This window comes from Sporosarcina sp. resist (assembly GCF_014302295.1).
Classification (GTDB): domain Bacteria; phylum Bacillota; class Bacilli; order Bacillales_A; family Planococcaceae; genus Sporosarcina; species Sporosarcina psychrophila.
On record NZ_CP060287.1, the window covers coordinates 4818641 to 4831698 of the forward strand.

A 13058-nucleotide genomic window follows, 5' to 3' on the forward strand; every position below is an offset into this window, starting at 1 on the left:
TCACACCTCCATTCCTTTAAAACCTACTATCCAACAAAAGCTTCGTGTAAGGATGCTTAGGACAATCAAATACCTCCACCACACTGCCAGTTTCAATAACTTCACCATGACGCATAACAATCATGTCATGTGCCGCCTCTGCAACGATATCCAGGTCGTGCGTTATAAGAAGAATTGTTGTTCCATGCCGCTCGTTCAATCGCTTTAGCAGCCCAATGAATTCCTTTTGTAGCACCATATCGAGTGCAGAAGTGGGTTCATCTGCAATTAAAAGGGCCGGTTCCATATACAGTGCACACGCAATCATACATCGTTGCAACATACCGCCCGATAATTCGAATGGATACTGTTCCATGATTTCCGATGCAAGGCCAAGATCATCCAAAATGCCCTCCATCTTCACTCGAAATTCTTCAATTGTATCGCCCGTTTTTCTTCCTGAAAACTCAAAAAGTTGATGCCTCATCTTCACAGAGGGATTAAAGCTGTTCGCCGCATCTTGGAAAATTGTAAATAGGTGTTTTTTTCTAATTTCCATCATTTCTCTATCCGAAACCGTAATCAAGTTTTTATCGTTAAATATAGCCTGTCCAGTTACCTTCGCTCCTGTTGGTACTATTCCGAGCAGTGCGGAAACCGTCATACTTTTCCCACTGCCGCTTTCACCAATAATGGAAGTAATCTTTCCGAGTGGAACAGAAAACGAACTATTACGCACAATCGATTTACCATCGATATCAATCGACAATTGATGTACCCTAAGCATTTAAACGCCTCCGTTCCGGATCTTTCAACGCTTCACCGATAAAGTTAATCGCAAGTATTGTAATGAAAATCATTATGCCTGGGAACAATCCAATCCACCAAGCCCCAATTAGGATATCATTTTGCGCATAGTACAACATATTACCCCATGATGGAATCGCTGGTGGTACACCAATCCCCAGAAAACTAAGCGACACTTCAATGAATATAGCTCCTGCAAAGTTAAACAATGTAACAACGAATATAGCCGGAATACTATTGCGAAGCATATGACTAAAGATAATTTTCCACATCGGTGTTCCGAACATTATCGCCATTTTCACAAATTCCGCATCCTTCAATCGAATAAATTCAGAGCGAACGATACGTGCGGTAACCAACCAACCTGTAACGCCAATAATGAGAGCCATACTCCACATTCCGCCTTGCATGAATGCTTGAAACGCTAAAATAATAATAAGCGAAGGAATCGTAATGAGCGCTTCTAAAAACCGCATCATAACAATATCGACGAATCCACCAATATAGCCGCTAATTCCGCCGTATAGAACACCCATAACAAGCGATACTAGTACAGAAATACTTGCAACAGTTAGCGTTACTTTACCGCCCTCTAAAAGACGTGAAAAGACATCGCGTCCAAGATGATCAGTTCCTAACAGATGACCTTCCCCAGGGGAGACGTATACTTTATCGAGATTCATGTCATTTGGTTCATACGATGAAAGGAAGCTTGCAAAAGTAGTTAGGATTATGATAACGCCGAGGACAACGCACCAAAAAATCAATGCTTTTTTTGATTTCATTTATCGCACATCCCCTTTCCGTAGCCTCGGATTCAATAAATACGTAATGAGGTCAATAACGAAAAGGCTTATGACAACGATTAAACCCGTTAGTAAAATACCACCCATCAACAATGGGAAATCTTTCGTAACCACCGCTTTTACGGTTAGTTGACCAAGTCCCGACCATGAAAAGAGCGATTCTACGATAATCGACCCGCCAACAAATGAAGGAATGGTCATCCCGATATAATTCAAATAGGGAATAGATGCATTGCGCAAAATCCCTTTTCGAATGACTTGCTCCGCTACACCATTGGCACGTGCTACCGTTACATAATAGTTACGGCTTTCTACTTTGATGCTTTCTTGGAGAAAGCGTGCATAAATTCCAACGTGAGTCAAAATGATAACAGTTGCAGGCATGAGTAGATAACGCAATTTATCCAAAAATCCACCTTCACCGCCAATATCTCCTGTTCCAGATGACGGAAGTATGCCGAGTTTGACTGCAAATAATGAAATAAATAAAATACCAAGCCAAAACGCTGGAATTGAAGAAGTCACAATACTGACTGTCGATAATCCTTTATCCCACACAGATCCAGCCTTCATGCCCGCTGTCGTTCCAAGCCAGATTGAACCTATACTAATAAAAAATAGCGTCACGCCGAAAAGAAGTAATGTATTTGGCAGCCGTTCCATAAGAATTGTCGATACGGGCCGCCCTTCTTTATACGAAACACCTAAATTCCCTTTCACTGTTTCCGCTAACCACGTACCATACTGCGCAATGACAGGTCGGTCAAGCGAAAAAACACGGCTGATTCGTTCTTTTTCAGCCGCGTTCAATGTTTGTGCATTCCCTCCGTAAAAAGCCGCTGCCGGATCACCGGGAGCTGCATGCATGATGAAAAAAGAGAGGAAGCTCACGATGAGGAGGACAATTATCCCCATCATCATTCGCTTCCCAATCCATTTAACGGTCATTCCACGTCCACTCCTCAACATTCCAGAGGAAACCAGATCCATGATGGCCAAGTATTCGTTCTTTCACACCGCTTAGATTTTTATTAATCCCGTAAACCGCGTCTTCGTACGCGATATAAGCAAATGCAGGGTCCTTCGCAAGCTCAGCTTGAAACTCCATATAAATTGCTTTGCGTTCTTCAGCATCTGTCGAAAAACGGCCTTTTTCAAGTAGCTCATCTACTTTTGCATTCGAATAGCTACCGTAGTTATAACCAGAGCTCGTCAAAACCGACTGATCCGTATGGAACAAAATATGTGTATGATGATCCGCATCGTACGGACTACCCCACCCGACCATGAATGCTTCTGCATCTTCGATTGTAATGGCACTCCAGTCAAGCGCATCTACTTTCACATCAGCGCCAATTTTCTTGAATCCTTCGGCAGCATAGTTCGCCATATTTACGCGTACTGTATCCGATACAGGTGCCGTAATCGTAAACGCCAATTTTTCATCATTTTTATAACGGAAACCATCTTTTTCTTCTTTCCAGCCTGCTCCGTCTAGAAGCTCTTTTGCTTTTTCAATGTCGTATGCATACTTCTCTACATTTTCATTGTTAAATGCATGTTTTTGAAGTGGTGAATACGCTTCTGTCCCGTATCCTTTCAAAATACCTTTGACGATTTGAGCGCGATCAATCGCATAGCTAAATGCGCGCCTCACGTCAACATCTTTCCACAAGTCAATGGTCGTATTGAAAAGGATACCGCGGTAATCCGCAGATTCAATATCGTAAATTTTAATATTCTTTTCTTTTTCCAACTCTTCAACTTGGACCGGGTCGAGTAGTGCAATATCGACTTCTCCAGACTTGAGTTGCAATGCACGGACATTACTATCCGGAATGAATTTAAAAATCACTTTTTCAATAGAAGGCTTTGTTCCATGAAAATTATTATAGGCTTTTAACGTTAAACTGTTGCCACGGTCCCACTTATCAAACATATATGGACCCGCGCCGATTGGATGACTATTGAATTCAGCTGTCCTCATCTCAACGCCTTCAAAAGCATGCTTGGGCAAAATTGGAGCCGTTAACTTATCAAGCATCGGCGTGAATGGGCGTTTAAGTTTCAATTCAAGTTTGTAGTCGTCAATTTTTGTCACCGAATCCACTTCCGTGAAATCCGACTTCAAAAACGAAGCATTATTATCGTCTAGTATGCTCTCAATTGTGAAAATCACATCGTCAGCAGTAAGTGGTTCGCCGTCGTGAAACGTAATGTCTTCTTTCAATTTAAACGTATACGTTAGCTTATCCGGTGATAGTTCATATGATTCAGCGATATCCATTGTTGGCTCATTGTTCTCATCGAACCGTATCAGACCGCGGAATAAAAGCGCATCCAGGTTCGTTTCTTCCAGTAGCGGATTAAGCCCTTCAAATTCAGTTTCCGACGCATAGACAAGTCGGTTTTCTTTTGTTTTCGAAGTTTCTTTCTCCTTGTTTCCACAACCCGCAATAACGAGTAAAATAGCAATAAAAATAATATATGCATTTGTTTTCCTTCTAAACATAGTAACCTCCAAAAAAATGTAATTCTATACTTACTAATTATAAAGAGCAGGATGTTCAATGTCTAACCTAACGCAGTTTGGAACAATCTTCTTGCAGACTTTCCGACTAAAATCCTGTAACTCGGGCATATTATCATGAACAAAAAAATAAGGAGGGTGATTATATGATGAACAAGATGGCCGTGACAGCACTTGGACTTGGCGCAGCATATTTAATGAGAAATAAAGATGCTAGGAACAAGCTGATGAAACAGGTTGAATCGTTCACAGGTACACTTTCCAAGAAAAGCGAATCGCAAAGTAATTCGTAAAATTGTTTTATAAACGATTAAGCGAAAAAACTTTTGCACAAAAACGGCAACCCTTAAATAGGTTGCCGTTTTTGTTGTGAAAATGTCGAATATAGCATTAGTTTACAACAGCATTTCGACGCTCCGTATACAGGACAATAAAGATACTCGCTTCGTAAAGCAACGCCATTGGAATCAGTACAATGAGTTGGCTCACAAAATCCGGCGGTGTAATCAAAGCCGAAATTATTGCGATGGCAAGATACGACCATTTACGCACTTTTTTCATTGATTCCGCTGTAAGTAACCCGATTGCCGCCAAAAACATCGCAACAATTGGTAACTCGAATAATATCCCGATTGGCATAGTCGTCATTAGCAAGAAACTGATGTATTCTTGCGCCGACACCATTACATTAAAATTCACGGCTCCCAATGAGACAAGAAACTTATAGCTAAGCGGATTGACGATAAAATAACCAAATGATACACCTATAAGGAAAAGCAGTAACATTACAGGCGAATACATGCTTAGAAACCGGCTTTCCCGTTCGTTAAGTCCCGGTTTTACAAATTGCCAGAGAAAATGACAGAGAAAAGGGATTGATAAACCCAATGCAAGTGCTGTGGAAATCGACATATAAAACTTCACAACTTCGAGTGGTCCAAGAATGATTAGCTCATGGCCGCGGGTAATATACGGGAACCATAAATTGATACTCGAAAACACTGCGATAAGAAAAAAAAGGAAAACAGCTGCACTTTTGACGAGCTGTTTTCTTAGGTCTGTGAGATGGTCAACAAGAGACGGAGCAGCTTCAAGATTGCTTTCCACGACCTTGTCATCCCGAGTTATTTCAGATTCTATTTCCGGTTTGACGGGTATAACAATCTTCGCCTTTTCGACTTGGACTTTATCAAGCGGACTTAAAATTTTACGACTATGATCTCCGTATGGATCCATACTTTCACCTGCTTATAGTTGATCCGTTTTCTTTATTTCCTTTGGGGTTACTGGTTCTTCATCCTCCATAATATCTTTCGCTGACCTTTTAAATTCAGCAAGTGTTTTCCCTACCGCGGCTCCCACTTCGGGTAACTTTTTCGGCCCGAACAAGATGAGAACAATAACAAGAATGATGATTAAACCCGGTACGCCAATACTCGCTAAACTCATTGCCTAAGTCTCCCTTCATTTTCACACAAGTGACCCACCAGCTTTACTGTATTTAACAATTCCTTCTGCTGCGCGATAAGCGAGCGCACCAACTGTCCCCGTAGGATTGTAGCCGCTGTTATGCGCAAAGTTACCTGCGCCAACAACAAATAGGTTTTCAGCGTCCCAATGTTGTAAGTAATTGTTGACAACACTATTATCCGGGCTCGCCCCCATAATAGTTCCACCTGTATTATGGGTTGTTTGATACGGAACAATATCATAATTTGTAATTGGATTTCCAGCCATGACTGTCTTCGCGCCCATCTCTTGCATAATGGCAGTTGTCTTTTCAATTAAATATTTGTGCAAATTTCGATCTTGGTCAGTAAAATTGTACGTCAACTGGAGTAATGGAATACCGTATGCATCTTTGTAATCCGGGTCGAGCGACATAAAGTTTTCTTTGTGCGGCATCGAAGCCCCTTCTGTTGAGACGTTAAGTGTCCTTGTATAGTTATGAATAGAGGCTTTCTTAAATTCGGCACCCCAGATAGGTGTGTCTGGCGGCACCGGGTTCGTCTGGATCGGGCGTGTACCTGTCTGAGTCATGGAGATACTCCCCCCGTGAATGAAATCCAGATCACTGTGGTCAAAGTTATCCCCATTCAGATCATCGATTGTCATGCCAAGAGATCCGGCTCCCATAAATACATTCATCTGTTCATCGAAAAAGCCTGTAGCACCAGGAAGAATTTGATATGCATAGTTCTTGCCAAGGGTCCCTTTTTGCGTCTGTGGATTGTACTGTTCTCCAATGCCTGACACCATTAATAGTTTTGCGTTATTCATGACATAACTCGTAAGCACAACAACTTCTGCAGGTTGGATATACTCTTCTCCAGTTTGGTTATCGATATATTTTACGCCCGTCACTTTATTACCTTTTTTCAAAACTTCTACAACATTCGCATGGAAACGGACATCGAAGTTTCCAGTTTTCCTTGCTGTTGGAATGACCGTTATTTCCGGTGATGTCTTTGCTCCGTATTCACAACCAAACCGTTCGCAAAACCCGCAGTATTGGCATGCTGATATTGATTCACCATCAGGGTTTGTATAGGCCTCCGACAAGTTTGCAGATGGTAACATGAAAGGTGTATATCCGAGTTTACTTGTTGCCGTTTCAAATTTTTTCAGAATAGGTGTTTTTTTCATTGCGGGTGTTGGGTAATCAGAAGAACGTTTCCCCGCGAAAGGATTTTTGGCTTCACCTGATAAACCTGCTGTCTTTTCAAATTTGTCGAAATATGGCTCTAGCTCATCATAGGTAATGCCCCAATCTTGAAGCAGGTAGTCGGCTGATAGTTTGTTTTTTCCATATTTCTTTTCTGTCATTGATTTGATTTCGAAATCGTAAGGCAAAAATCGCCATGTTTGTCCATTCCAATGCGTCCCCGACCCTCCGAGTCCTTCCCCAAGAAGAAAAGATCCCATTTGTCGCATAGGTAATGCCCTCATTTTTTGATGATTCCTAAAAGTAATTGTTTCTTTCGATAAGTCTTGCATCAGATCATAACGCATTGCATAACGATACTCATCATGTATCCTCGAAAAGTCTACTGTACTTCGTTCCTTTCCACGTTCCAATCCGACAACCTTCAGTCCTGCTTTTGCACATTCAGCAGCAATGATACCACCTGTCCATCCAACACCAACTGTAACGACATCGACTTTATCCAATGTTGTTGCCATTCACTATTCCCCCTTTAATGTTCCATACTGCTAAGTGATAGTGGTTCGTATTTCACAAACTTTTCATTTTCAATTTCGGCTATATAGGTCATTTGATTGCCCGGGAATTCCTTCATCCGCCAAGCATCCATGTTCACGTTGCCATTATAGATTGGATCTGCGTAGGCACCTTCAAGTGTAGCCTGACGAAGAAGCTTAAAGAAAAATTCAGATGACACGCCTTTCATATCAACTTCATTTTTTTGGAATGCGGTAATGATTTCGTCCATCTGTCCTCCCTCGAGATCAGCGAAACCTTTATCGAACCGCGTCTTTGCTTCCTCTTCCATCCTTACGACTCCTTGTTTGAAAATCTCTGCACGTGTCAGTCTACTTTGGTAACCTTGCGTCGCTTCACCCGCAGGGAACGGTCCTTGCATATATTCCTTCGCATTACTTCCGTAATTGCCCGCTAATTGGTTGTCGATGAAATACGGAACCCCGAGTCCAATTGCACCAGGACCAAGATCGTCTTCCGGGAAAATCCGTTCAACTGCTTGAGACAAAACACTGAACTCTGCCATGTTCGTAAAGAACATCAAACCTCGATTACTGACAGCGGCTTGCTCTCCGCCTGTTCCTTTATGATCACCAGTTCCAGCAACTTTATCTTCCTTGTTGACGTTGTACCCGACAAGGCCTCCAATGAGACCCCCTCCCACGAGAGCCCCTGTTGCAATTCCCGTTGTCTTCAGAAAGTCCCGTCTCGATAAGCCTTTTTTATCCACTGACATCCTTTATCCTCCTCAGTATGACTACCGTCTATATAATGATTCCTAGCACAAAGCATGGCAATCCTATCCAATGTTTATACAATACATGGATTTTTTTGATCAACTTAATTTTTACTCACACGCATAACGGGATATACTGAAAAAAACGAAATACGAAAGGAGTTTTCCAATGAAACGCCTTTTCCTCTTCTGTTTTCTATTAATATTAGCTGGTTGCACAGATCAAGAACGTCCTTCACCCCATGCGAATCCTGATCTCGCAGAAAAAGTTACGGTAAATCTCATCGCACCATGGTCCATTGATTTCGATGGAGAACATTTTTTCATCTCTGAGAAAGAAGGGTCAGTTGTTAAGGTATGGGGAAACGGTCAAACTTTACGCGAGGATGTCTTTCTTTCGGAGTCCTTAGCAAATGTAGCTGAATCTGGTCTGCTTGGTTTCGTGTTGAAAAAGGATTTTCTGAAATCGCATGAAGCATATGCCTACTACACATATGATTTAGAAGGTACTCCTGTAAATCGAATCGTAACATTACACTACGACGGAACTTCGTGGCATGAAAAAGACATACTCTTGGACGGAATCGTATCAGGTCCAGTCCATCATGGCGGGCGTCTTGCACTCTCTCCGAATGGTGTTTTATATGCAACAATTGGCGATGGGGCAAATCCTGATTCAGCACAAGACACTGATTTATTCAACGGGAAAATAATCCGGTTAACTGATGGCAACACATTTGAATTGGTGAGCATCGGACATCGAAATTCACAAGGGCTTGCGTGGGATGAAAGCGGAGTATTATATGCATCAGAACACGGTCAATCTGCAAATGATGAAATTAATAAAATTGAAGCCGGGAACAATTATGGATGGCCAATCATCGAGGGAACGGAATTAGCAGAAGGCATGGAAAAACCACTTCTCACCTCTGGTACTGGAGAAACATGGGCGCCATCAGGCATTACTTTTCACAAGGGATTGTTGTACGTTGCTGCACTCCGCGGTGAGGCGATTCTTGTCATTGACCCATTGGCTGGCAAACTCCTTGAGAAAATAGAAGGCTATGGCCGCATCCGTGACGTGTTTTCGGATGGCGAGTCATTATTTTTCATAACAAATAATACCGATGGTAGAGGGAACCCTGCCGAAGATGATGATGTGCTATATCGCTTGAAATAGGTGTTAGAAAAACCGACCAAAAGTGCCAGCGCCTGGTCAGAGGCGCTGGAGTCTAGAAGTGAAATAGCTTCTTTTGGAGGTTATCCACAGGACGAGATTTTATAGTTTCCTATGAAATGAAAAAAGGCTCCCCGACACAGGCAGCCTCATTCTATTTACTTCATAATCGCTTTCACCAATGCCTTACATCTTTCAAATCGCTCTTCATAATCCCCACTTACAATGACATATTCAACGCCAGCTTCATCAAACATTTTCTTTAACTTACGGTTATTTTCTTCTCGAATGGACTGATCTCCGTGAACACGTATACCATCGTTCACCCACGCCACATCGGGCTCCAAATAAATATGTAAATCATACTCTTGTAACTTTGCCACTTCAGTTAGGATATCTAGCCTTTTCCCGACATATAACTCCGAATAATACTGGGTAACAATCGCTTCAGTGTCGATAAAAAGCACTTTATTTGCCGTCCTTGTTTGCATACGTTCATGATATTTATGCTCAAACGCAATTTCATGGTAATCACTTTCTAGCGTAATCGACATAGAATCTTTGAATTTGTCATAATATGTACGACCGTATTCCTCAACATATGACGTATTATACACGCGTGCTAGATTTCGAACGAGCGTTGACTTCCCACTACTCTCCGTCCCAATGACAGCAACCTTTTTCACAAAATAGGGACGGACTTCTTGGGGAATCATATGCCAATGAACGTAAGGCCCTTCATCCCTAATCTTTGTTGCCGAAATGTCAAATAGCTCACGATCATTATCAAGCACGATATGTTCAGCGTCTGGATATAACTCATTAAAGTATTCATTATAACTACTCTCAGAACTGAAGACCGTATCGATTGTTTTCCCTATACACGCTTTAATCGCTTTCGCGCCTGCCGTCCAGTCTTCAAATTTCCCTGTTTGCTTTTCTTCAACACTATGTACAAATACATGATCCAAATCAGCCGTAATTTCGCTCCACCAACGAAGTCGTTGAACCGCTGAAATTGGTTTCATTCCTGTCCCTTCGAAAACTTCTTCCTCATATTCTTCATCATATGAAACAACGACATGTAATTCGTCGACGATTGTTGAAGCCATTACCATCGCATTCACATGGCCTAAATGTACCGGTAAAAATTTCCCGCCGTACATCCCAATTCTACGTTTCGCTGTCATCTTTCCTGCCCCCCAGAATACTTTCTTATGAGTCCAATACTACAAGGTCTTGCACTAATAAGAAAAGCGCAAGCCCCTTGGTAGCCCCGACACTTGCTGGCCTAGTTCGTGTGGGACCAGGGGCTATGCGTTCGAGTCTAGACACTGCTCCAGATGAAAAACTTATAGTTTTGTATCTTTAAAGAAAACCAACTAGAGATAGGCGGTATCTGAACAACTTCCGGTTCATTGTTCTTCCCATTCTCTTAAACGTTTTTTCACTTCAGCTTCCAGATCTTCAAGCTTCATTAAATGATTTTCCTGGTCAGGCTGCATTTGAAACCAGTTCACTTCCTCGTCTTTATAATGTCCTTGGTATTCTTTTCCGTCTAACGTCAACTCGAAATGTAACGTTTCGTATTGTGTATCTTCAAATATTTCTTTCCGCACATTAAAATTTTCGATCATAACATCGCCTCCATTTAGTTAATTCTTTTTACAGTTTGCCATTCCTATCATGCACATTTATCAGCGATTTCTTACTTGAATCATGAAATTCATTTCACATCGTAGCATTTGTCAGCTTTGCGATTGTCTTCGAAGATAACTTGACCCCTATCGAAACCTGTAGTCCGAAAATCGATAGCTAATAAAATGATACTTCTTACTAAACTTGCTATAACGTTTACTATATTCGTTGTCAGGTATATAGTTGTATAATTAACCAAATGGGGGTTTTATTATGAGCAACAGTTTTTCCGACAAATTCAAAGGCGCTGTAAACAAAGTAAAAGGCGAAGTGAAAGACAAATTCGATACGGCAATGGATAACGACAAGGTCGATAAGTTTAAAGGGCAAGCACAGGATAAATTTGGCGAAGTGAAAAACAAAATCGGTACCGCAATGGACAATGACAAGGTTGACAAATTTAAAGGGCAAGCGCAGGACAAATTTGGCGAAGTGAAAAACAAAATCGGTACCGCAATGGACAGCGATAAGGTCGACAAGTTTAAAGGGCAAGCACAAGATAAGTTCGGTGAACTGAAAGACAAGTTTACTAATAAAAAGTAACATTGGAAGATCCACACTAAAAGTACGTTATCTAACGCAAAAAACTGATTCGTAAAAAGCAGTGCCTTTGTTCCCGTTACATGAAGTAAGGTACTTCTTTTTCGATCAATTTTTATCAGGTAAGAAAAGCCCTAGAGTCTAGACACTACTTCAATTGAAAAACGTATAATTTCTTATCTTTTCCCCAAAACCAGTAATCCTTCAGCCGTTAAAACCATAATAGGTAATCATGTGCACTGTCATTTCAGCGTACACGATTACCTTTTTATGTGTGCAAACCTTCAAAGCCACGTATCGGAATTCGATCTTCCTCTAATCGGATCTCGTCTAACGAAACTTCAATTATATATTCAAACTTCCCGTAAGCTTGCACGTCGACCTTCTCTTTGACAAAAGAATTATTTGTCACAAGCGCAACTTCACCAGTCTTTTCATTGTATCCTTCTAAAGAAAATCGATAGCCTGCGATCATTGCATACGGAACGATTTCATACGCATCCTCCAATTCCCTAATGGAAACTGGTTTAATGAAAACCTGTTTTTCCCCATTTTTCCTTACGAACCCATTCTCCATGTCTAAAGGATTTTCCGATTGTAAGTAGTATTGTCGTTGATAGGAAATTAGTTCAAACTCTTTGTTTCCCCATACAGCAAAACGTCCTTTTCTTATCACTTCATCTCCCCCACTAGTTATATTATATATCCATTATACATAATAGATTGAAAATTGTGTATACATTTTTCGTCATATTTCAACAAAAAAACCTGGTAGAATTACACATAAAAAAGCTGGTTTTTCACTATATATGTTGAATTAAAGAATCCCATTGAATCTACTGTGGCGCTCAATAAGGAGAGAGTTTTAATTCACGGTGTGGATTGTAGAACGCTTGGCGCTTTGCGGTCGCGCCTGCGCTAGGGTGTTCATTATCGAGAGAAATGTGATTTTAAGATTTATATGCCGAGATTATACTGTGATTACTAGTTGATACTACTAATAGTCAAGAAAGACGCACTCTAGGTTGCAGATTCCATCACAGATAATGAAATGCGCTTTTTCAAATAAGACCATCCAGCGCAGGCGCGACTTCGTGGTAGCCGGAGCGATAAGACTGAAAGGGATCTTCTTTCTGGCTTATCGCGGGAGGCATCCACAAAGCGTCGAAGCGGTATTAGTGGGAATCCTAATTCATTCCAAGTACAACGGCTTTTTCAGTGGACTCCCAAAAGCCCTTGTAAAGCGCATACGCCGTATTCATTTGTTCAACATATATAGTTTTCCATCGCACTGATTACTCCACTTTCATTCTAACGCTGTGAATTGGATTCGGAGTATCTATGAATGGCGCAATCCCTCCAACTTTTATCCCATCATAATAAACCCGTGATTACTGTTCTGTGAATGCCATACGAGTACAAGCAGCAGGAATCAGTTCTTCACCATTCAAAAATAACTTAAAATGAAAACATCAACAAAGAAACAACTGCCTATTACAGAAAACGCTATATCGAGCAAAGTAAATTCCCTCAATCCCTAAAAAAAGCAGTGTCCATTCACTTAT

General features: G+C 41.2%; 14 protein-coding genes. 3 read left to right on the forward strand and 11 right to left on the reverse strand.

Annotated features, from left to right (window positions below):
• Nucleotides 1–16: 16 nt before the first annotated feature.
• The 4 genes from H7992_RS23155 to H7992_RS23170 are packed head-to-tail and all read right to left on the reverse strand — an operon-like array spanning nucleotide 17 to nucleotide 4104.
• Nucleotides 17–766: an ATP-binding cassette domain-containing protein gene (locus H7992_RS23155; RefSeq protein ID WP_187046165.1), complete on the reverse strand. Its 750-nt coding sequence runs from the start codon at nucleotides 764–766 to the stop codon at nucleotides 17–19.
• Nucleotides 759–1571: an ABC transporter permease gene (locus H7992_RS23160; RefSeq protein ID WP_187046166.1), complete on the reverse strand. Its 813-nt coding sequence runs from the start codon at nucleotides 1569–1571 to the stop codon at nucleotides 759–761. Before H7992_RS23160 ends, H7992_RS23155 begins: the two co-directional genes overlap by 8 nt.
• On the reverse strand, nucleotides 1572–2540 hold the full coding sequence (locus H7992_RS23165) for an ABC transporter permease (RefSeq protein WP_187046167.1): 969 nt from the start codon (nucleotides 2538–2540) through the stop codon (nucleotides 1572–1574). It abuts the gene before it with no gap.
• Nucleotides 2530–4104 (reverse strand): ABC transporter substrate-binding protein, encoded by a 1575-nt coding sequence (locus tag H7992_RS23170; RefSeq protein WP_067213623.1) that lies wholly within the window; start codon nucleotides 4102–4104, stop codon nucleotides 2530–2532. The genes H7992_RS23165 and H7992_RS23170 overlap by 11 nt, the downstream gene beginning before the upstream one ends.
• A gap of 164 nt (nucleotides 4105–4268) precedes the next feature.
• On the opposite strand from H7992_RS23170, the gene H7992_RS23175 reads away from it, so the two are divergent.
• Nucleotides 4269–4415, forward strand: a complete 147-nt coding sequence (locus H7992_RS23175; RefSeq protein ID WP_187046168.1) for a hypothetical protein — start codon at nucleotides 4269–4271, stop codon at nucleotides 4413–4415.
• A 97-nt stretch (nucleotides 4416–4512) separates the two neighbouring features.
• Here the strand turns inward: H7992_RS23175 and tatC are convergent, their stop codons facing one another.
• From tatC to H7992_RS23195, 4 genes are read right to left on the reverse strand one after another with little or no spacing between them, the layout of a single operon-like run.
• A complete protein-coding gene (gene tatC / locus H7992_RS23180) occupies nucleotides 4513–5358 on the reverse strand; it encodes a twin-arginine translocase subunit TatC (RefSeq protein ID WP_187046169.1) in 846 nt (281 codons plus the stop codon).
• Between the two features lie 12 nt (nucleotides 5359–5370).
• On the reverse strand, nucleotides 5371–5571 hold the full coding sequence (gene tatA / locus H7992_RS23185) for a twin-arginine translocase TatA/TatE family subunit (protein WP_187046170.1): 201 nt from the start codon (nucleotides 5569–5571) through the stop codon (nucleotides 5371–5373).
• Nucleotides 5572–5592: 21 nt separating this feature from the next.
• A complete protein-coding gene (locus H7992_RS23190) occupies nucleotides 5593–7305 on the reverse strand; it encodes a GMC family oxidoreductase (RefSeq protein WP_187046171.1) in 1713 nt (570 codons plus the stop codon).
• A 14-nt stretch (nucleotides 7306–7319) separates the two neighbouring features.
• Nucleotides 7320–8078 (reverse strand): gluconate 2-dehydrogenase subunit 3 family protein, encoded by a 759-nt coding sequence (locus H7992_RS23195; RefSeq protein ID WP_187046172.1) that lies wholly within the window; start codon nucleotides 8076–8078, stop codon nucleotides 7320–7322.
• 169 nt (nucleotides 8079–8247) lie between these two features.
• Here H7992_RS23195 and H7992_RS23200 point away from each other — a divergent pair, with 169 nt between their 5' ends.
• A complete protein-coding gene (locus H7992_RS23200) occupies nucleotides 8248–9258 on the forward strand; it encodes a PQQ-dependent sugar dehydrogenase (RefSeq protein ID WP_187046173.1) in 1011 nt (336 codons plus the stop codon).
• A gap of 155 nt (nucleotides 9259–9413) precedes the next feature.
• On the opposite strand, the gene nadR is transcribed toward H7992_RS23200, so the two are convergent.
• Both nadR and H7992_RS23210 read right to left on the reverse strand, forming a co-directional pair.
• Complete coding sequence (nadR, locus tag H7992_RS23205; RefSeq protein WP_187046174.1) at nucleotides 9414–10445, reverse strand: multifunctional transcriptional regulator/nicotinamide-nucleotide adenylyltransferase/ribosylnicotinamide kinase NadR; 1032 nt, start codon at nucleotides 10443–10445, stop codon at nucleotides 9414–9416.
• A gap of 225 nt (nucleotides 10446–10670) precedes the next feature.
• Nucleotides 10671–10892: a hypothetical protein gene (locus H7992_RS23210; RefSeq protein ID WP_067213630.1), complete on the reverse strand. Its 222-nt coding sequence runs from the start codon at nucleotides 10890–10892 to the stop codon at nucleotides 10671–10673.
• Nucleotides 10893–11166: 274 nt separating this feature from the next.
• Here H7992_RS23210 and H7992_RS25185 point away from each other — a divergent pair, with 274 nt between their 5' ends.
• On the forward strand, nucleotides 11167–11496 hold the full coding sequence (locus H7992_RS25185; RefSeq protein ID WP_067213631.1) for a hypothetical protein: 330 nt from the start codon (nucleotides 11167–11169) through the stop codon (nucleotides 11494–11496).
• 265 nt (nucleotides 11497–11761) lie between these two features.
• Here H7992_RS25185 and H7992_RS23225 read toward each other — a convergent pair whose 3' ends face one another.
• Nucleotides 11762–12169: a hypothetical protein gene (locus tag H7992_RS23225; RefSeq protein WP_187046175.1), complete on the reverse strand. Its 408-nt coding sequence runs from the start codon at nucleotides 12167–12169 to the stop codon at nucleotides 11762–11764.
• Nucleotides 12170–13058: the final 889 nt, after the last annotated feature.